This window comes from Bacillus sp. CZDM1 (assembly GCF_055502545.1).
The window spans coordinates 181,053-200,022 of sequence record NZ_JBUESO010000006.1; the positions used below are offsets into that span (position 1 = coordinate 181,053).

Annotated in this window: 17 protein-coding genes; 4 read left to right on the plus strand and 13 right to left on the minus strand. The window is 42.7% G+C overall.

Annotated elements, in window-relative coordinates:
* Nucleotides 1-2: 2 nt before the first annotated feature.
* The gene (locus tag ACY3XC_RS15855; protein ID WP_179158031.1) at nucleotides 3-857 is read right to left on the minus strand and encodes a class II fructose-bisphosphate aldolase; all 855 of its coding nucleotides are present in this window, start codon (nucleotides 855-857) and stop codon (nucleotides 3-5) included.
* 237 nt (nucleotides 858-1,094) lie between these two features.
* Entirely contained in the window at nucleotides 1,095-1,466 is a 372-nt protein-coding gene (locus ACY3XC_RS15860; RefSeq protein WP_179158030.1) for a response regulator, read from the minus strand.
* Between the two features lie 168 nt (nucleotides 1,467-1,634).
* On the opposite strand from ACY3XC_RS15860, the gene ACY3XC_RS15865 reads away from it, so the two are divergent.
* Nucleotides 1,635-2,132: a DUF2529 domain-containing protein gene (locus tag ACY3XC_RS15865; protein ID WP_464869402.1), complete on the plus strand. Its 498-nt coding sequence runs from the start codon at nucleotides 1,635-1,637 to the stop codon at nucleotides 2,130-2,132.
* A 218-nt stretch (nucleotides 2,133-2,350) separates the two neighbouring features.
* Here ACY3XC_RS15865 and ACY3XC_RS15870 read toward each other — a convergent pair whose 3' ends face one another.
* The 11 genes from ACY3XC_RS15870 to ACY3XC_RS15920 all read right to left on the minus strand — a co-directional run bounded on the left by ACY3XC_RS15870 (nucleotide 2,351) and on the right by ACY3XC_RS15920 (nucleotide 16,384).
* Nucleotides 2,351-3,946 (minus strand): CTP synthase, encoded by a 1,596-nt coding sequence (locus tag ACY3XC_RS15870; RefSeq protein WP_464869403.1) that lies wholly within the window; start codon nucleotides 3,944-3,946, stop codon nucleotides 2,351-2,353.
* A 244-nt stretch (nucleotides 3,947-4,190) separates the two neighbouring features.
* On the minus strand, nucleotides 4,191-4,763 hold the full coding sequence (gene rpoE / locus ACY3XC_RS15875; protein ID WP_464869404.1) for a DNA-directed RNA polymerase subunit delta: 573 nt from the start codon (nucleotides 4,761-4,763) through the stop codon (nucleotides 4,191-4,193).
* Between the two features lie 143 nt (nucleotides 4,764-4,906).
* The gene (locus ACY3XC_RS15880; RefSeq protein ID WP_179158026.1) at nucleotides 4,907-5,104 is read right to left on the minus strand and encodes a hypothetical protein; all 198 of its coding nucleotides are present in this window, start codon (nucleotides 5,102-5,104) and stop codon (nucleotides 4,907-4,909) included.
* Nucleotides 5,105-5,256: 152 nt separating this feature from the next.
* Nucleotides 5,257-8,523, minus strand: coding sequence for a fused isobutyryl-CoA mutase/GTPase IcmF (icmF, locus tag ACY3XC_RS15885; RefSeq protein ID WP_464869405.1), 3,267 nt, complete (start codon nucleotides 8,521-8,523; stop codon nucleotides 5,257-5,259).
* 12 nt (nucleotides 8,524-8,535) lie between these two features.
* Nucleotides 8,536-9,192 (minus strand): TetR/AcrR family transcriptional regulator, encoded by a 657-nt coding sequence (locus tag ACY3XC_RS15890; protein ID WP_179158024.1) that lies wholly within the window; start codon nucleotides 9,190-9,192, stop codon nucleotides 8,536-8,538.
* Between the two features lie 30 nt (nucleotides 9,193-9,222).
* Nucleotides 9,223-10,362, minus strand: coding sequence for an acyl-CoA dehydrogenase (locus ACY3XC_RS15895; protein WP_464869407.1), 1,140 nt, complete (start codon nucleotides 10,360-10,362; stop codon nucleotides 9,223-9,225).
* Between the two features lie 32 nt (nucleotides 10,363-10,394).
* On the minus strand, nucleotides 10,395-10,553 hold the full coding sequence (locus ACY3XC_RS15900) for a hypothetical protein (protein ID WP_464869408.1): 159 nt from the start codon (nucleotides 10,551-10,553) through the stop codon (nucleotides 10,395-10,397).
* A 91-nt stretch (nucleotides 10,554-10,644) separates the two neighbouring features.
* Nucleotides 10,645-11,775 carry an acyl-CoA dehydrogenase gene (locus ACY3XC_RS15905; RefSeq protein WP_464869409.1) on the minus strand — a complete coding sequence of 377 codons (1,131 nt, stop codon included), beginning with the start codon at nucleotides 11,773-11,775 and terminating at the stop codon, nucleotides 10,645-10,647.
* Between the two features lie 15 nt (nucleotides 11,776-11,790).
* Nucleotides 11,791-12,642 carry a 3-hydroxybutyryl-CoA dehydrogenase gene (locus tag ACY3XC_RS15910; RefSeq protein WP_179158021.1) on the minus strand — a complete coding sequence of 284 codons (852 nt, stop codon included), beginning with the start codon at nucleotides 12,640-12,642 and terminating at the stop codon, nucleotides 11,791-11,793.
* A gap of 215 nt (nucleotides 12,643-12,857) precedes the next feature.
* Nucleotides 12,858-14,045 carry an acetyl-CoA C-acetyltransferase gene (locus ACY3XC_RS15915; RefSeq protein ID WP_464869410.1) on the minus strand — a complete coding sequence of 396 codons (1,188 nt, stop codon included), beginning with the start codon at nucleotides 14,043-14,045 and terminating at the stop codon, nucleotides 12,858-12,860.
* A gap of 239 nt (nucleotides 14,046-14,284) precedes the next feature.
* On the minus strand, nucleotides 14,285-16,384 hold the full coding sequence (locus ACY3XC_RS15920; RefSeq protein ID WP_464869411.1) for a (Fe-S)-binding protein: 2,100 nt from the start codon (nucleotides 16,382-16,384) through the stop codon (nucleotides 14,285-14,287).
* A gap of 205 nt (nucleotides 16,385-16,589) precedes the next feature.
* Here ACY3XC_RS15920 and cls point away from each other — a divergent pair, with 205 nt between their 5' ends.
* The 3 genes from cls (at nucleotide 16,590) to ACY3XC_RS15935 (ending at nucleotide 18,955) form a co-directional block, all read left to right on the plus strand.
* Complete coding sequence (cls, locus tag ACY3XC_RS15925; RefSeq protein WP_464869413.1) at nucleotides 16,590-17,789, plus strand: cardiolipin synthase; 1,200 nt, start codon at nucleotides 16,590-16,592, stop codon at nucleotides 17,787-17,789.
* A gap of 14 nt (nucleotides 17,790-17,803) precedes the next feature.
* Nucleotides 17,804-18,760, plus strand: coding sequence for a UV DNA damage repair endonuclease UvsE (uvsE, locus tag ACY3XC_RS15930; RefSeq protein ID WP_464869414.1), 957 nt, complete (start codon nucleotides 17,804-17,806; stop codon nucleotides 18,758-18,760).
* Nucleotides 18,761-18,826: 66 nt separating this feature from the next.
* Nucleotides 18,827-18,955, plus strand: a complete 129-nt coding sequence (locus ACY3XC_RS15935; RefSeq protein ID WP_081954341.1) for a DUF4023 family protein — start codon at nucleotides 18,827-18,829, stop codon at nucleotides 18,953-18,955.
* The last annotated feature ends 15 nt before the right edge of the window (nucleotides 18,956-18,970 follow it).

The following is an 18,970-nucleotide window of genomic DNA, read 5'->3' on the forward strand; positions in this document are numbered from 1 at the left end:
AATTATGCTTTACCTGATGAACCGAATTCGCGCATTTTGCCGATTACGGTTTCTTTGATGGCATCGCGTGCTGGGCCTAAGTATTTACGTGGATCGTATTCATTTGGCTTCGCTGCTAATGTTTCACGAACCGCTTTTGCAGATGCAATTTGGTTTTCAGTGTTTACGTTAATTTTCGCAGTTCCAAGAGAAACTGACTTTTGGATATCATGTGTTGGAATACCAGTTCCACCGTGCAGTACTAGTGGAAGACCTGTTGCATTACCGATTTCTTCCATCTCTTTATAACCAAGGTTTGGCTCACCTTTGTATGGACCGTGAACAGAACCAAGTGCTGGTGCAAGGCAGTCGATGCCTGTACGCTCAACAAGTTCTTTACATTCAGCAGGATCCGCATAAATAATGCTGCCAGAAACATCGTCTTCTTGTCCGCCAACTGTTCCTAATTCTGCTTCAACAGAAACACCTTTTGAATGCGCGTATTCTACTACTTTAGAAGTAGTTGCTACGTTTTCTTCAAACGGATCGTGAGAAGCGTCAATCATAACAGAAGTAAAGCCCGCATCAATCGCTTCTTTACATTTTTCAAAGCTAGAACCGTGGTCCAAGTGAATGGCAACAGGAACGGTAATTTTGTAATCTTCTAATAAACCTTCTACCATTTTAACAACGGTTTTAAAGCCGCCCATATAACGAGCTGCCCCTTCAGAAACACCAAGAATAACAGGTGATTTTTCAGCTTCCGCTGCTTGTAAAATAGCTTGGGTAAATTCTAAGTTATTTAGGTTGAATTGCCCAACAGCATAACCTTCCGCTTTCGCTTTGATGAGCATCTCTTTCATTGAAACTAAAGGCATTTTATTTCCTCCTTGGTATGGGTGTCTATCTTCTCGAATTAGGGCTTTCCTAATAAGGATTTCCTATCATTTTACTGATTATGTATACTCGAGAAAGATAAATGGACGAGCAAAAGTTCATAAGTATCATACCAAACTGATTGATAAAATGCCATTAAAGAAACTATAATATTATAAACGTTCACAATGAAAGCGGCAACACTTTTCGACAATCGTTTTATTTTTCAAAAAATTCCATTAATTGGCTTTCTGAGGAATATGTTTTCTTACCGCCGCACGAATATCATCAATATCGAATGGCTTTGCAAAATGCGTAATTGCGCCTAGATCCTTGGCCTCTTGAATCATATCCAATTCACCATAAGCGGTCATGATAATAACGCGGATATCAGGATCAATGACTTTCATTCTTTTTAAAATTTCAATACCATCCATACCAGGTATTTTCATATCCAATAGGACGAGATCAGGGTCATGCTTCGTAACAATATCTAGTGCTTGAATTCCATTTGCTGCCTGAAAGGTTTGATACCCTTCCTTTGAGAATACCTCATTTAATAAAATCCGTATCCCAAATTGATCGTCAACAATTAAAATTTTCTCTTTCATAACTCCACCTCTTCCACCCTTTTTTATTTATAGTTGATTCCTATTTCTACCACCATGATATTCTTCGACATTTCTTTTATAAATCCTCTATTTATTATAAAGGTATATTGTGGAAATTGTCTTTTATTTTTAAAAAGCTATAATATTTCTGTGAAGGAGTGGTTTTAATTGATGAAAATGTTTACGACCCAATTGACTGGATTATTTAAAAGAATCGAGGAAAAGGCAGAGTTTTCTTTTGAAGACGGTGCCCGCCTGCTCGCGCAAGGTCAGACGATTTATCTTGTCGGATTTCGGGAAATGAAGGCTGTTGAATTTGAGGCTTTGGAGGGTGCAGAACCGTTAAAGGGTGCTTTAACGAATGTCGACGCTGCAACTAGTGCCGACAGAGTGCTGCTATTTACTCGGACCACAGCGGATAACGATGCGCTAGAGCTTGCAGCGAAGCTTTTGGAAAAAGATATCCCATTTGTTGCTGTATCTACATCGGTATCTGATGGAAAATTGGAAGAAATGGCGGATGTACATATAAATTTACAGCTGGCGAAGGGTTTATTGCCGGATGATTTCGGAAATCGATACGGATATCCATCCTCTATGGCAGCTTTGTATGTTTATTATGGCTTAAAATTTACAATTGATGAGATATTAGCGGAATATGAATGATTTTTTGCGGCCTAGATTAGGTCGTTTTTTTATTTTGGACTTTTTTTAGAGTGTTTTGGAATTTTTTTGATAAGTTATGGACTTTTTTAATGTGGTTTTGGACTTTTTCAAAATGGTTTTGGACTATTTTCAACAACTTATGGACTATTAGACATTTTCTGGAAATACCAACCACATAAAAAGCCAGTCCCCACAAAAGGGAACTGGCCGCACAAATCTTATTTTTGCAATGTAGCTTTAATAAAGTCACGGAATAGCGGCTGTGGACGCGTAGGTCTTGAAACGAATTCCGGATGGAACTGAGACGCCACAAACCATGGATGGTCTTTAAGCTCAATGATCTCCACAAGACGGCCATCTGGGCTAGTCCCAGAGAACACAAATCCAGCGTCTTCCATTTCTTGACGGTAATGATTGTTAAACTCATAACGGTGACGGTGACGCTCATAAATCACTTCATCCACATAGGCATCGAACGCTTTCGTACCTTCAATTAGACGGCATGGGTAAAGACCCAGTCTTAATGTTCCGCCTAAATCCTCAACGTCCTTCTGCTCTGGAAGTAAGTCAATGATTGGGTGCTTGGTTTCCGGTACAAATTCTGCAGAATGTGCATCCTGGTAGCCAAGAACGTGGCGTGCATATTCAATCGTTGCCAGCTGCATTCCTAAGCAAATGCCAAGGAAAGGCTTTTTCGTTTCACGCGCATAGCGGGTGGCTTGAATCTTCCCTTCAATTCCACGGTCACCGAAGCCGCCAGGAACAAGGATTCCATCCACATCCTGCAGAAGCTCGGCGACATTATCTGAAGTAACATGTTCTGCATTAATCCACTTAATTTCCACATCAGCGTCAAACGCATAGCCTGCATGCTTCATCGCTTCAACAACAGAAATATAAGCATCCTGAAGCTCAACATATTTTCCAACTAGGCCAATGCGCGTTTTACCGGAAAGATTAAGAACCTTGTCCACTAATGCTGTCCACTCGGTCATTTCTGGTTCTGGTGTCGTTAACTTCAAGTGGTCACAAACAATTTGATCCATGTGCTGCTCTTGAAGAGCAAGTGGAATTGAATAAAGCGTATCGGCATCCTGACATTCAATGACCGCTTTCGCATCGATATCACAGAACAATGCAATTTTATCCTTCATATCCTGGGAAACCGGCATTTCAGTACGAACGACAATGATATTTGGCTGAATACCAAGGCTGCGAAGCTCTTTAACACTGTGCTGTGTTGGTTTGGTTTTCATTTCGCCAGCCGCTTTAATGTAAGGAATTAAGGTACAGTGAATGTACATTACATTGGAGCTGCCAATGTCACTCTTAATTTGACGAATCGCTTCTAAGAATGGCAGTGACTCAATATCCCCAACTGTTCCTCCGATTTCAGTGATGACCACATCGGCATTTGTTTCGTTACCCGCACGGAAGACGCGTTCCTTAATTTCATTGGTAATGTGCGGGATAACCTGAACGGTTCCACCTAGGTAATCCCCACGGCGTTCCTTGCGCAAAACAGTAGAATAGATTTTTCCAGTGGTTACGTTAGAGTACTTGTTTAAGTTAATATCGATAAAACGTTCATAGTGTCCTAAGTCTAAGTCCGTTTCCGCGCCATCATCGGTAACAAATACTTCACCATGCTGGTAGGGACTCATCGTTCCTGGGTCCACGTTAATGTATGGGTCAAACTTTTGAATCGTAACGTTCAATCCACGGTTTTTCAACAAACGGCCTAAAGAGGCTGCGGTAATCCCTTTTCCTAACGATGAAACGACACCGCCAGTTACAAAAATATACTTCGTCATAAAATATCCTCCTCTAATTCAGTTTGTACAATATTCTTGTTGTTTAAGGCTTCTTTTATAAAATTTTTTTATTTGTAAAGAAGTCTCGGCTTCCACCGAAAGAGCTGTGTATCATTTGACTAAAAAAATAAAAAAGCACTCCGCATACGCAATGTAAGGGAGCGCTCTATAAGCTAATTATGATCCGTTCCTGTTTAAAGGAGCCCAAAAAAGATTTTACAAGTGCAGAGTTAAAAAGTCAAGCCTATAATAGGTCGTCTTCATCCTCTAACTCTTCTTCTTCATCAAGATCCTCGTCAAGTTCTTCTTCTTCATCAAGCTCAAATTCATCATCGTCTTCGATAACCTCATCATCATCGTCTAAATCATCGACATCATCAAGGTCATCCAGAAGATCATCATCATCATCGTCATCGAGGAGATCATCTTCATCGGCAAAGTCATCCAACTCATCCTCGAAGTCTTCATCAATTTCATCGACATCATCAAAGTCTTCATCGACAACCTTTTTCGCCTTTTTCTTCTTAGGTTTAATAACGGTAACGACTTCTTCTTCCTGTGTATCGACTGGATACCAGACGCGAAGTCCCCAGCGGTTGTCACCTAATGAAAGAAAACGACCGTCGATATTTATATCGGTATAAAATTGTGCAATTCTTGATTTGATTTGTGCCTCTGTAATTTCTGTAGCGGCCGCAATTTCTTTGATTAAATCATGGAAGGAAATTGGCTGTTTGCTGTCTTTTAGAAATTCATACGCCATCTCAATGAGGGATAACTCTTTTAATTGTTCTTTTGAGTAACCTTGTAAACTCAATATCGGCACTTCCTTTCTCTATTTAACACTCTATAAAAATGAGTGATAACGGGCAAAAATTTCAGCACCAAAGTGCTTGCATTTTTTACATATTCTTCATTATAAACAATATTCTCCCGTTTATGCTAGTTCTATCTATTGTTTTATTTGATATTTTCCCTCTTTGGCGGGGTATCATCAGGTTTCTTCTCTTTTTTCAGCATTTTTAACTCTTTCATCGCCGAAAAAAGGAAGATCATAGCCAGCACTAGGAAGGAAATTGCCCCTAATTGGTGTTGATAGAGATAGTATAACGGCCAGGCTAAAATTAATAATAGTAAAATCATATAATTTTTTTTCATCTGTCAACACCTGCCCCGGGATCCATTGATGTATGTATGTTCATCTATTATATAAGAAAGTGAGCCAATATTAGTACTAGTTTAAAATTTATTTTTAAATAAAAAACAATGGCTTAAAAGCATTTTGCTTTTTAAGCCATTGTAATATATTTTTACATATTTCTCCGGTACTGCCCGCCTACTTCGTAGAGTGCTTTTGTTATTTGTCCGAGGCTGGCTACTTTTACGGTTTCCATTAGTGCCTCGAAAATATTTTCGTTGTTGACTGCTGCTGCTTTTAACCGCTCTAATGCTTTCGCAGTTTCTGCTGCATGAGTTTCTTGGAAGGCGCGTAAATTGGTAATTTGTAATTCCTTTTCCTCATAGGACGCTCTTGCCAGCTCCATGCTGTCGATGTCTTCCGCTGAAGGTGGATTCGGATTTAAATACGTATTTACTCCGATAATTGGAAGCTCGCCTGTATGCTTTTTCATTTCATAGTACATCGATTCATCTTGAATTTTTCCGCGTTGATACTGGGTTTCCATTGAACCAAGAACACCACCGCGATCATTTAAGCGTTCAAATTCTTGCAGAACCGCTTCCTCTACAAGGTCCGTCAGTTCCTCGACAATAAAAGAACCTTGAAGTGGATTTTCATTTTTCGCTAACCCATGTTCTTTTGTGATAATCATCTGAATCGCCATCGCGCGGCGAACCGATTCTTCTGTCGGTGTCGTAATCGCTTCGTCATAGGCATTGGTATGAAGCGAATTACAGTTATCCTGCAAGGCCATCAATGCCTGCAAGGTGGTACGAATATCATTAAAGTCAATTTCCTGGGCGTGCAGCGAGCGGCCTGAGGTTTGAACATGGTACTTCAGCTTTTGGCTGCGTTCACTCGCACCATATTTATCACGCATCACACTTGCCCAAATCCGGCGGGCCACCCGGCCAATGACGGTGTATTCAGGATCCAAGCCATTAGAGAAGAAGAATGACAAGTTTGGTGCAAAGTCATCGATGTTCATCCCGCGGCTTAAATAATACTCCACATACGTAAAGCCGTTCGATAATGTAAATGCCAGCTGCGAAATCGGATTCGCACCCGCCTCAGCAATATGATAGCCAGAAATCGAAACAGAATAATAGTTGCGCACCTGCTGGTCGATGAAATACTGTTGAATATCACCCATCATCCTTAAGGCAAACTCAGTAGAAAAAATACATGTGTTTTGGCCTTGGTCTTCTTTTAGAATATCCGCTTGCACGGTACCGCGGACAGACTTAAGGGTATACGCCTTCACTTGTGCAAATTCCTCAACCGTTAACACACGCCCAAGCTCAGCCTCTTTTTTCTTTACCTGCTGGTCAATCGCTGTGTTCATGAACATCGCCAAAATAATCGGAGCCGGACCATTAATCGTCATCGATACCGAAGTAGATGGATGACAAAGGTCAAAGCCGTCGTAAAGCTTCTTCATATCATCAAGTGTACACACATTGACTCCGCTTTCGCCAATCTTTCCAAAAATGTCCGGACGGTGATCTGGGTCCTCGCCATACAAGGTAACCGAGTCAAACGCGGTGCTTAAGCGTTTTGCATCATCATCCTTGGATAAATAGTGGAAGCGGCGATTCGTTCTTTCCGGTGTCCCTTCGCCAGCAAATTGGCGTTTCGGATCTTCCCCTTCGCGTTTGAACGGGAACACCCCAGCTGTAAACGGATAATAACCTGGTACATTCTCGCGGTACACCCAGCGGAGGATTTCACCGTAATCTTTATATCTTGGTAAAACAACCTTTGGAATATAAATGCCAGAAAGACTTTTTGTTTTTAAAATGGTAATGATTTCTTTGTCACGAATTCTCGTTACAAATTTATCAGCCTGGTAAGCAGCCTTTGTTTTCTCCCAGCCATTGAGTATTTTTTTCGATTCTGGTGTTAATTTCTCTTCCGTTGCTTGTCTAATGGCTTCTAAGGATGCAAGAACTTCACCATTTGCCTCTGTCTCCTTGACCGCTGCAATCGCCCCTTCAAGCTGGAATAATTTCCGGGCAATATTTGCCTGCTCTTCGGCTTTTTGATGATAGCGGCGGACTGTCTCCGATATTTCCCGGAGATAATAACGGCGGTCAGTTGGAATAATCACATTTTGCTTTTCTACTAACGCAGATTTACTAAAAGAAGTAACCCAATCAGTGCCCGTCTTTTCATTAATTTTTTCAATTAATGCCGCAAATAAAGCATTGGTGCCTTGATCATTAAACTGGCTGGCAATCGTACCATATACCGGCATCTCGCTTGTATCTTTTTCAAACAGCATATGACTGCGCTGGTATTGTTTTTGCACCTGACGCAGTGCATCCTCAGAGCCCTTGCGCTCAAATTTATTAATGACAATTAAGTCTGCAAAGTCAATCATATCAATCTTTTCAAGCTGTGTAGGTGCCCCGAATTCACTGGTCATCACGTAAAGGGAAACATCACAAATTTCAGTAATCTCGGCATCGCCCTGGCCGATTCCGCTCGTTTCTACAATGACAAGGTCAAATCCAGCCGCCTTTACAACCGATACAGCGTCTTTAATAGCAAGCGACAGCTCGGTTTTGGAAGAACGGGTTGCCAGGCTGCGCATATAAACATTTGGATTAAAAATCGCATTCATCCGAATACGGTCGCCTAATAGAGCTCCGCCTGTTTTTTGCTTCGTCGGGTCAACAGATAGAATCGCCACTTTTTTATCAGGCAGTTCATTGATAAATCGGCGAATCAATTCATCGGTTAGTGAACTTTTCCCAGCACCGCCCGTACCAGTGATCCCAACAACAGGAATCTCTTTTGTTAGCGATTTTACTTTTTCAAGCAGACTTTCTGCAGCCGCTGCCGCTTCCCGGTTGCTGTCCACATGAAGCTCAGCAAGGGTAATTAGTTTCGAAATCGCATTCACGTCACCAGTTGGCAGCTTTTCAATGTGTTCCGAATGGTCAGCCGAAACCGTTGGAAAGTCGCACTCCTCGAGCATTCGGTTAATCATTCCTTGAAGCCCCAGCTTCCGGCCATCGTCAGGAGAGAAAATCCAGGCAATCCCATAATCATGCAGTTCCTTAATCTCGCGCGGGATAATAACACCGCCTCCGCCGCCATAAATGCGGATGTTCGGCGCCCCTTTCTCCTTCAGCAAATCGTACATATACTTAAAATACTCGACATGTCCGCCTTGGTAAGAAGAAATCGCAATCCCCTGCGCGTCTTCGTGAATCGCCGCATTGACAACCTCTTCAACCGAACGGTTATGACCAAGATGGATGACCTCCGCTCCGCTCGCCTGCAGAATTCTCCGCATAATATTAATCGAAGCATCATGTCCATCAAACAAACTCGACGCCGTGACAAAACGAATATGGTGCTTGTGTTGATAAACCTCCGTCGTACTCATATGTCTCCCCCTTTATTTCGTTATCGTCCCTTTTTTCTGGGCCTGACTAAGCCCGTTTATTCCCGAAAATAAATATTCCGTTTGCAATTCAATATATTCTTCTAATGAAAATAATTTTTGCAATGACCAGCGGCGGAAGCTCCACATTTGTCCCTCGACAATAATCGTGTGCGAAAGAATTCTTATCTGATTTTCTGTTAGGTTCAATTCCCCATTTTCTACACACAGCGTGATGAGTTTTTCAAACATCGCCGCCATCTCATTTTCCTTATTCAACACATATGGGAGGGCATCCTTCGTAAGCGACTTCGCCTCTTGATACATGACCAATACTTCGTCCTGCATTTCATCAATAACGCGAAAATAATCGGCAACTCCATGCCTCAAGCTATTGAGGGTGCCTTGCTTATCTTCAAGATCCTCCTGAAGCCGCTCGCTCACATGGTCATAAATGCTATCACAAACGAGGTAAAGGACGTCTTCCTTCGTACGAATATATTCGTATAACGTCCCAATGCTAAAGCCTGCCGCCTTCGCAATTTCCCTTGTCGTCGTCCGGTGAAACCCTTTTTCTTTAAAAAGTGAAACGGCCCCTTTGATCATTTGATCCCGTCTTCTTTGTACAAGGCGTTCATCTTTCACTGAAGCTTGCACTTCACGCTTTTTCATCCCTTTTTACCGCCTTTATTCATTAAGTGGTTATTTCGTAATCATTCTAGAGATTACGAGGCGTTGGATTTCCTGTGTTCCTTCGTAGATTTGCGTAATTTTCGCATCGCGCATGTATCGCTCTACTGGGTAATCCTTTGTATAACCATAGCCCCCAAATACCTGAACCGCTTCCGTAGTAACCTTCATCGCCGTGTCGCCAGCGAATAGTTTTGACATTGCCGATTCCTTGCCGTACGGCAGGCCTTTCGACTCGAGCCATGCAGCTTGATAGGTTAATAGTCTTGCTGCTTCAATGTTTGTCGCCATATCCGCAAGCTTAAAGCCGATTCCTTGGTTGGCAGCAATTGGCTTGCCAAACTGCTCGCGTTCTTTTGCATACTCGACCGCAGCGTCAAGTGCACCCTGCGCAATTCCAACAGCCTGTGCCGCAATTCCATTACGTCCGCCATCGAGTGTCATCATCGCAATTTTAAAGCCTTCGCCCACTTCACCAAGTACGTTGGTGACAGGCACCCGGCATTCTTCAAAAATAATTTCCGTTGTTGGTGATGAACGAATGCCGAGTTTCTTTTCCTTTTTACCAACAGAGAAGCCTGGGAAGTCACTTTCAACGATGAATGCAGTCGTTCCTCTTTGTTTGCTAGATGGATCTGTTAACGCGAAAACTACGTAAATATCAGCGATCCCGCCATTGGTAATGAAAATTTTCGAACCATTTAGGACATAGTGGTCGCCTTCAAGTCTAGCGGTTGTTCTCATCCCGCCAGCGTCCGAACCGCTTCCTGGCTCCGTTAAGCCGTAAGCACCGATTTTTTTACCTTCCGCCATTGGACGAAGGAATTGCTGTTTTTGCTCCTCGGAACCGAACTTGTAGATCGGCCAGCCCGCTAGTGAAGTGTGTGCGGATAAAGTAACACCCGTTGACGCGCAAACCCTTGATAGCTCTTCCACCGCAATACAATACGCAAGGTAATCGCTTCCAATTCCACCGTACTCCTCCGGCCACGGAATTCCCGTTAAACCCAGCTCCGCCATCTTGTCAAAAATCTCACGATCAAAACGCTCCTCCTCATCACGCTCAGCCGCTGTTGGAGCAACCTCATTTCTAGCAAAATCACGAACCATTTTCCGAATCATTTCATGTTCTTCAGACAAGCGAAAGTTCATTTTAAACGTCCTCCTCAAGGTAACTTCTCTTTTTACCGCACCGTTTTTACGAAAAACCATACAGTTCCTACACAGAACCGTACAGTTTCTACAAATAACCATACTGCTTCTACAAATAACCGTACACCTTCTACAAAAAACCATACTGCTTCTACAAATAACCGTACACCTTCTACAATTAGCCTGGACATCCACATATTTCAGTCCGATATCTATACAAATTGCTCAGATATCTACACATTCCAACGCGATATCTACAAAAATCCGTAACCTATCCACAAACTAAAGATATTTACTAATCACAATCCGTTGTATCTCACTAGTCCCCTCATAAATCTCAGTCACTTTGGCATCGCGGAAGTAGCGCTCGACGGGATAGTCTTCTGTATAACCATAGCCGCCAAACACCTGAATGGCTTCTGTTGCCGTCTCCACAGCCGTTTTCGACGCAAATAACTTTGCAATGGATGCTTCCATGCCACATTTTAGACCCTGTGCCCGTAAATCTGCTGCCCGAAAGAGTAATAGTCTAGCAGCTTCCACATTCGTCGCCATATCCGCTAATTTGAAACCAATTCCCTGCTGCGCAGCAATGGGCTTCCCAAATTGCACGCGCTCTTTCGCATAATTCACCGCAGCCTCTAAGGCCGCTTCCGCAATCCCAAGCGCCTGGGCAGCAATCCCGATTCGCCCAACATCCAGGTTCGCCATCGCAATTTTAAACCCTTCGCCTTCCTCGCCCAAAAGGTTTTCAGCGGGTACGATCATATTTTCAAACGTAAGCTGGACCGTACGAGAGCCATGAAGCCCCATTTTATGTTCATCCTTGCCAATTACGAGGCCTGGTGAATTTTTTTCCACAATAAACGCTGAGATTCCGTTGCTGCCCAATTCAGGATTGGTTGAAGCAAATACAATATAAACATCCGCTTCCCCGCCATTGGTAATAAACATCTTGGAGCCGTTGATGACATAATGGTCATCCTTTTTTACCGCCCGGGACTTCATACTTTTCGCATCCGATCCTGAGCCTGCCTCCGTTAAGCAAAACGCCGCCAAATACTCACCAGATGCCAGTTTTGGCAAAAAACGCTGCTTTTGTTCATCCGAACCAAAATACAAGATTGGGTTTGTTCCGACGGAAGTATGAACGGAAAGAATCACGCCCACTGTCGCGCTTACTCTTGAAATCTCATTGATCGCGATGATGTAAGAGACAAAATCCATTTCAGCACCGCCGTATTTTTCAGGAACCGGAATTCCCATCAGGCCAAGTTCACCCATTTTACGGAGTATCTCCCGAGGAAATTCTCCCTTTTCCATCCGCTCGACAAACGGGGCAATTTCATTTTCAGCAAAATCGCGCACCATTTTCCGCATCATTTCTTGCTCTTCTGAAAATGTAAGATTCATAGTGTGACCTCCAAATTATTCGTATGTGTAGAAGCCTCGCCCTGATTTTTTGCCAAGCCATCCAGCTTTCACGTACTTGCGCAGCAGCGGGCATGGACGGTATTTTGTATCCCCAAAGCCTTCATGTAAAGTTTCCATTATATAAAGACAGGTATCGAGTCCGATAAAATCAGCCAGAGTCAACGGACCCATGGGGTGATTCATCCCAAGCTTCATGACATCGTCAATCGCTTCCTTCGTTGCCACACCTTCATACAGTGTATAAATGGCTTCATTGATCATCGGCATCAGAATTCGGTTCGCCACAAATCCAGGGAAGTCATTTACCTCAACCGGAACCTTGCTGAGTGTCTTGGTCATATCCTCGATCACCTGGTAGACCTCATCTGCTGTTGCCAAACCACGAATAATCTCCACGAGCTTCATTACAGGTACCGGGTTCATAAAGTGCATCCCGATTACCTGTTCCGGACGTTTCGTGGCAGCCGCAATTTCTGTAATCGGCAATGATGACGTATTGCTCGCCAAAATCGCATGTGCCGGCGCAATTTCATCTAACTGCGCAAAGATTTTTGTTTTGATGTCCATATTTTCAACCGCCGCCTCAATGACGAGGTCGACCGTACGGGCATCCTGAAGGTCAGAAGATGGTGTAATTTTGTTTAACACTTCCTGTTTTTGCTCCTCCGTCATTCGGCCTTTATCCACATGACGAGACAAGTTTTTGCCGATCACACTCAACCCGCGCTCCACAAATTCCGGTTTTAAATCGTTAAGATACACCGTGTAGCCAGCCTGTGCACAAACCTGTGCAATCCCAGAACCCATTTGACCGGCTCCAATAACCATAATTTTTTCAACCTTCATTATTTCCCCTCCAATTGAGGCTTGAAATGCATTCAAGCCCCTTTTTTTATAAAAAATTTCGACTTTTTATGTTTTGGACTTTTTTTTATGTGTTTTGGACCCTTTTCAATGTGATTTGGACAATTTCCATGACGTTTTGGACTTTTTTCTTATGGTTATGGACTTTTTTCAAGCCCTTTTGGACGATTAGACATTATCTGGAAAACAAAAACTCCTTAACCCCTTGGAACCTCAATCATAACCGCATCACCCTGACCGCCGCCGCTGCAAATCGCTGCAATCCCAATTCCGCCGCCACGACGTTTCAGTTCATGCATTAAGGTAATAATAATACGGGCACCACTTGCCCCGATTGGATGACCAAGCGCGACCGCACCGCCATTGACATTGAGCTTTTCAGGATCAAGGCCGGCAATTTTTCCACTCGCTAAGGCAACCGCCGCAAAGGCTTCATTGATTTCAAATAAGTCGATGTCTTCTACGTTTTTACCGGTCTTTTTCAACAAGTTATTGATGACGACACCTGGTGTTTGTGGAAAATCCTTTGCTTCAAGGGCAATCGCTGCATGCCCTAAAATAATTGCTTCTGGATTTCTGCCTTCGCGTAAGGCTCTTTCTTCACTCATTAAAACGAGGGCCGCCGCACCGTCATTGATTCCAGGTGCATTCCCTGCCGTAATCGTCCCGTCTGAATTAAAAACAGGTGCTAATTTTGAAAGTCTTTCGATTGAGGTGTCTTTTCGTGGTGATTCATCATGCTCGACGACAACCGGTGCACCTTTACGCTGTGGTACGGTGACAGGCACGATTTCTTCAGCAAAAATTCCGCCTTCGATGGCACTAACCGCCCTTTGGTGGCTTCTTAATGCCCACTCATCCTGGGATTCTCGGCTGATTTCCATTTCTTTTGCGGTTGAATTTCCGTAGGTTCCCATATGAGCCCCTGTGAAGCTGCAGCTTAAGCCGTCATGAATCATTAAATCCTTCACGGACGAATCGCCCATTTTTAAGCCCCAGCGTGCTTTTGGTAAAATATATGGTGCGTTGCTCATCGATTCCATGCCGCCTGCTACAATCAAATCTTCATCGCCCGCACGGATGATTTGATCCCCTAACGTCACACTGCGCATACCGGATGCACAAACTTTATTAACGGTTTCTGTTTTCACTTCCCAAGGAAGTCCAGCCTCTCTCGCTGCTTGGCGTGAAGGAATTTGTCCCTGTCCGCCTTGTAAAACGGTACCTAAAATAACCTCTTGTACATCTTCTGATTTCACTTCAGCTCGAATAATCGCTTCTTTAACCGCAATTCCTCCAAGCTGTGCAGCCGTTAGGCTGCTAAGTGATCCTCCAAATTTTCCAAAGGGTGTTCTAACTCCACTTAAAATAACTGTTCTTCCCATCCAAAACACTCTCCCTTTTTATCACTTTAAATCATTACCGACTGAACGCTCGCTCGATATAGCAGCAAAAAAAATCCCTGCCATCTGAAAGCGTTTTCCCACTCACTATCTATTTTACATAAAAAAAGGCAAAAGTTGAAATGTTTTACACAAAATTCTTAAGATTTTATGAATTCAGGTATCTCATAACAACTTCTGCCTTACCTACGGCTGCGTACTAGCCCCACGGATCTATTTTTCTATGCTGCTTCCCCACAAACCGCTTTTTCTAAAAGCTCTGCCACATCATAAGTTGCAATCTTTTCTTCTACTTCTTTTGCCTTGGTTCCGTCTGATAACATCGTTAAGCAGTACGGACATCCGGAACTGATGATGGAAGGATTGACTGCAATGGCTTGCTCGGTTCTTGACACGTTAATGCGGTGTCCGGTTTCTTCCTCCATCCACATCAAGCCGCCGCCTGCCCCACAGCACATTCCTGTTTCTCTGTTTCTTTCCATTTCCACGAGCTGCACACCTGGAATCGATTTTAGAATCTCTCGTGGCGGATCGTAGACGTCATTGTATCGACCTAAATAACATGAATCATGGAAGGTAATTTTTTCATTAACCGCATGCTTCGGTACAAGCTTTCCGTCACGAACGAGCTCATAAAGAATTTCTGTATGGTGATAAACCTCTGCCTCTAAACCGAAGTCAGGGTATTCATTTTTGAAAATATTGTAGGCATGCGGGTCAATCGTAACAATCTTCTTAACCTCAGCCTTTTGGAATTCCTCGATATTTTTCGTCGCAAGCTCTTGGAACAAGAACTCATTGCCGAGACGGCGCGGTGTATCGCCAGAGTTTTTCTCTTTGTTACCTAAAATCGCAAACTTCACTCCTGCTTCGTTCATTAGCTTCGCAAAGGAAAGAGCGATTTTCTGGCTGCGGTTATCATAGGATCCCATTGAACCGACCCAGAATAAATATTCGAACTCTTCGCCTTTTTTGTTCATTTCTTTTACCGTTGGGATTTCAACATCCTCGCGAACCTCACGCCAAGTTTCGCGTTCTTTTCTGTTTAAGCCCCATGGATTTCCCTGGCGTTCGATGTTCGTCATCGCACGCTGAGCGTCTGCATCAAGCTTTCCTTCTGTTAAAACAAGATAACGGCGAAGGTCGATAATCTTGTCGACATGCTCGTTCATAACGGGACATTGATCCTCACAGTTTCGGCAGGTTGTACAAGCCCAGACTTCCTCTTCCGTGATTACATCGCCAATCAGGCTTGGATTATAAGCCAATGTGGCCGCTGTTTCTTGTGCACCTTGGCTGCTTGCTGCAAGTGCGATTTGATTGCCCGTTGTGTTGCCAAACGCGAAGGTCGGCACCCACGGCTGTTTCGAGGTAACGGCTGCACCATGATTGGTTAAATGGTCACGCATTTTCACAATTAAGTCCATTGGTGACAGCATTTTCCCAGTTCCTGTTGCCGGACACATATTGGTACAGCGTCCACATTCCACGCAGGCATAAAAATCGATCATTTGGTGCTGCGTAAAGTCCTCAATTTTTCCAACACCGAAGGATTCTTGTGACTCGTCCTCAAAATCAACCTTCATCAACTTACCTGGTTTTTCTAAACGATTAAAATATACGTTTGCCGGTCCGGCAATTAGGTGTGCGTGTTTGGATTGCGGCACATACACTAAGAAAGTTAATAAGAACAATAAGTGCAGCCACCATGCCACATAAAATATGACAATTGAAGCGGTTTCACCAATTCCTGAAAAAATAAGCGCAATTAACGACGCAATTGGCTCTGTCCAAGTAGCTTCATGACCGTGCCATATAATGCCCATACCATTTCCTACTAGAACGGACAGCATTAATCCGCCGATAAAAATTAACACAAGACCTGATTTAAAATTGCGTTTCAGACGGACAAGTTTTTCAACATAACGTCTGTAAAATGCCCAAATGACAGCAACTAGAATCAGCAATGTAACGATTTCTTGGAAAAAGGTAAATCCAGCATAAAGCGGTCCGAGTGGTAAATGAGAACCCGGTACTAATCCCTTCCAAATAAAGTCAATCGCACCAAATTGGACAAGAAGAAAGCCGTAAAAGAACATGACGTGCATGATTCCACTTTTTTTGTCCTTTAATAGCTTCTTTTGACCAAAAACATTGACCCAGATTTTTTGCATTCGTTCCTTGACATTGTTGTCAAACTCGACTTTTTTCCCCAGCTTAATGAATTCAATCCTCGTTTTCACTACGTAAACGAATAGACTGATCGCGTAAGCGGTTACAGCCAGGAATGCAATGAGGTTTACCCATAAAAGCCCATTCATTCAATACGCCCCCTTGTTTTCTATTGTTCACTCTTACTAGAAAATTTTAAAACAATCCAATTTTCTGAATTCTATTAACACCATTATATAATGAATGAGCATTCAGTCAAATGTTTTTCTGAAAATTTATTTGACCTTTTATCAAATTCATACTATCGCCCCTGTTTGGCAAACCTAAAATAAATGATTGGAGGAACAATACGGAATGAATTTACCATCCATAGTCATCGCTCTTATAATTCTTATCATTGCATGGCTTTATCTTGATTTAACCTTCGGCAGGAAAAAGCATATCAGCCTTTTTCAAAGGCGCGAAACACCGATTCTTCATGGAAACTTTGATATTTTCCCACATGGAAAAGAGCTGTTTGCAGATTACTTCCATGAATTGAAAATGGCCCGAAGCCATATTCACATCCTGTTTTATATCGTCAGGGATGACCAATTTAGTCAGCAGTTTTTCGATATTTTAAAAGCAAAGGCAAAAGAAGGCATCGAAGTCAGACTGTTAGTCGACAGGATTGGCAGTCATAAAGTGAAAAAGCCTGTCATTAACGAATTGCGTGCCGCCGGTGTTCAATTCGCCTTTAGCAACCGGATACGGCTTCCGTTTCTTTTTTATTCCTCTCAGGTGCGAAACCACCGTAAGATTACGATTATTGATGGAGAAATTGGATATCTTGGCGGCTTTAATGTGGGTAAAGAATATATCGACGAAGATCCAAAGCTGAGCCCATGGCGGGACTACCATTTAAAAATCACCGGTGAAAGCATCCCATTCCTGCAGCAAGAGTTTTTTATTGATTGGAATGAGTATTCTTCTGAAAATGTGAGTTCAGATGCTTATTTTCCTGAGCAGCCTAAAGGAACGGTAGCTCATCAATTTGTACCGACAGAGGCTGGCTATCTTGAAGAAAGGTATTTCGACTTTATTCAAAAAGCAAAGAAGTCGATTATCATTGGCACACCGTATTTCATTCCAAGCAGCAAACTCATCCATGAACTCATTACTGCTGCAAAACGTGGTATTAAGATAACCATCGTCGTTCCCTATATCACAGATCATATGCTTGTCCAAGAAGCTTCATACCGATATTTACGTTCGATGTTGAAGGCAGGAGCACAGGTTTTTCAGTATAGGAATGGTTTTTACCATGCAAAATCAATCATCATTGACAACCAACAATGTGATATCGGTACCGCTAATTTTGATAAACGAAGCTTATTTTTAAACAAAGAAATTAACTGTTATTTTTATGATGCTGCCTTTGTTAATCGGTTTAAGGAAGTCATTCATAAGGACATATTAGACTCCAAACCTTTGAGGCTGGAGGACCTTAATAAGCCAAATTTATTCAGATCCTTGAAGGAAGGCGTTGCAGGTGCTCTGTCTTTCTTTTTATAGTAAGGAGTTATACGATGAAGATTCGTTTCGGCTATGTTTCGACGGCCATCACCTTGTGGGACGCCTCTCCGTCGAAGACACTGACCTTTACACGCTATCAGCAGCTAACAGATAAAGAACGTAAAAGTAAATTGCTTGAACTTACAAAGCTTAATCTAGCCCATACCCTAAGAATGTTTTATTTCAATCTCGCTCATGAAATTGAATTGTACCGGCTATCTAGTTCCATTGTTCCATTAGCTACCCATCCGGAGGTATTTTGGGATTTTGTCACACCTTTTAAGAAGCAGTGGAAGGAAATTGGCATGTTAATCAAAAAGAACAACTTGCGTGTCAGCTTCCATCCCAATCAATTCACGTTATTTACTTCTCCACAAGATAAAATTACAAATAACGCCGTCATCGATATGGAATACCATTATCGGATGTTCGAAGCCATGGGTGTTGAGGACAGAGGAATGATGAATATTCATATTGGCGGTGCCTATGGGGATAAGGTTGAAACCATTGTTCGCTTCCATGAAAATTTAAAAAAGCTTCCGAGCCATATTAAAAAGGCGATGACCTTGGAGAACGATGACAAAACCTATAATGCGGAGGAAACGCTGATTGCATGTGAAAAAGAGACCATTCCCTTTGTCTTTGATTATCATCATCATATGGCAAACCTTTGCGAGCCGCCATTAGAGGAGTTGCTGCCACGGGTTTTCAAAACCTGGGACAATGTCGGCCATTTACCGAAAATCCATATCTCCTCTCCAAAGGCTGAAAAGGAATTCCGTTCCCATGCCGACTACGTTGACCTAGAATTTATCATGCCCCTGCTAAAAATGCTGAAAGAAATTGGACAGGATGTTGATTTCATGATTGAGGCCAAGGCAAAGGACCAGGCAGCCTTGAAATTAGTCGAGGACATTAGCAAGGTGCGCGGTTTTAAACGAATCAGCGGAGCAGCTATTGAGGTGAAATAACTCCCAGCATTTTTACAAGGAGAAATGGTTAAAGTAACAACAGATTCACACAAGGAGGGATTGTTGATGGAAAGCACTAGCCAATTCGTGCAAAAATTAGCCGAAAACCAAAAGAAGCAGGAAAAAAATAAAAAGCATGGCAATAATGACCCTGAAAGCAAATTACCAAATCACCAGCACTCACAAGGTGTATAAAAAGAAAGAGTCTCC

Excerpts from the sequence above, each read along its gene's own strand:
- ACY3XC_RS15855 (WP_179158031.1), bottom strand. The coding sequence starts at position 857 with ATGCCTTTAGTTTCAATGAAAGAGATGCTCATCAAAGCGAAAGCGGAA.
- ACY3XC_RS15860 (WP_179158030.1), bottom strand. The coding sequence starts at position 1,466 with ATGAAAGAGAAAATTTTAATTGTTGACGATCAATTTGGGATACGGATT.
- ACY3XC_RS15870 (WP_464869403.1), bottom strand. The coding sequence starts at position 3,946 with ATGACGAAGTATATTTTTGTAACTGGCGGTGTCGTTTCATCGTTAGGA.
- ACY3XC_RS15880 (WP_179158026.1), bottom strand. The coding sequence starts at position 5,104 with ATGAAAAAAAATTATATGATTTTACTATTATTAATTTTAGCCTGGCCG.
- icmF (WP_464869405.1), bottom strand. The coding sequence starts at position 8,523 with ATGAGTACGACGGAGGTTTATCAACACAAGCACCATATTCGTTTTGTC.
- ACY3XC_RS15890 (WP_179158024.1), bottom strand. The coding sequence starts at position 9,192 with ATGAAAAAGCGTGAAGTGCAAGCTTCAGTGAAAGATGAACGCCTTGTA.
- ACY3XC_RS15895 (WP_464869407.1), bottom strand. The coding sequence starts at position 10,362 with ATGAACTTTCGCTTGTCTGAAGAACATGAAATGATTCGGAAAATGGTT.
- ACY3XC_RS15900 (WP_464869408.1), bottom strand. The coding sequence starts at position 10,553 with ATGTCCAGGCTAATTGTAGAAGGTGTACGGTTATTTGTAGAAGCAGTA.
- ACY3XC_RS15905 (WP_464869409.1), bottom strand. The coding sequence starts at position 11,775 with ATGAATCTTACATTTTCAGAAGAGCAAGAAATGATGCGGAAAATGGTG.
- ACY3XC_RS15910 (WP_179158021.1), bottom strand. The coding sequence starts at position 12,642 with ATGAAGGTTGAAAAAATTATGGTTATTGGAGCCGGTCAAATGGGTTCT.
- ACY3XC_RS15915 (WP_464869410.1), bottom strand. The coding sequence starts at position 14,045 with ATGGGAAGAACAGTTATTTTAAGTGGAGTTAGAACACCCTTTGGAAAA.
- ACY3XC_RS15920 (WP_464869411.1), bottom strand. The coding sequence starts at position 16,384 with ATGAATGGGCTTTTATGGGTAAACCTCATTGCATTCCTGGCTGTAACC.
- cls (WP_464869413.1), top strand. The coding sequence starts at position 16,590 with ATGAATTTACCATCCATAGTCATCGCTCTTATAATTCTTATCATTGCA.
- uvsE (WP_464869414.1), top strand. The coding sequence starts at position 17,804 with ATGAAGATTCGTTTCGGCTATGTTTCGACGGCCATCACCTTGTGGGAC.
- ACY3XC_RS15935 (WP_081954341.1), top strand. The coding sequence starts at position 18,827 with ATGGAAAGCACTAGCCAATTCGTGCAAAAATTAGCCGAAAACCAAAAG.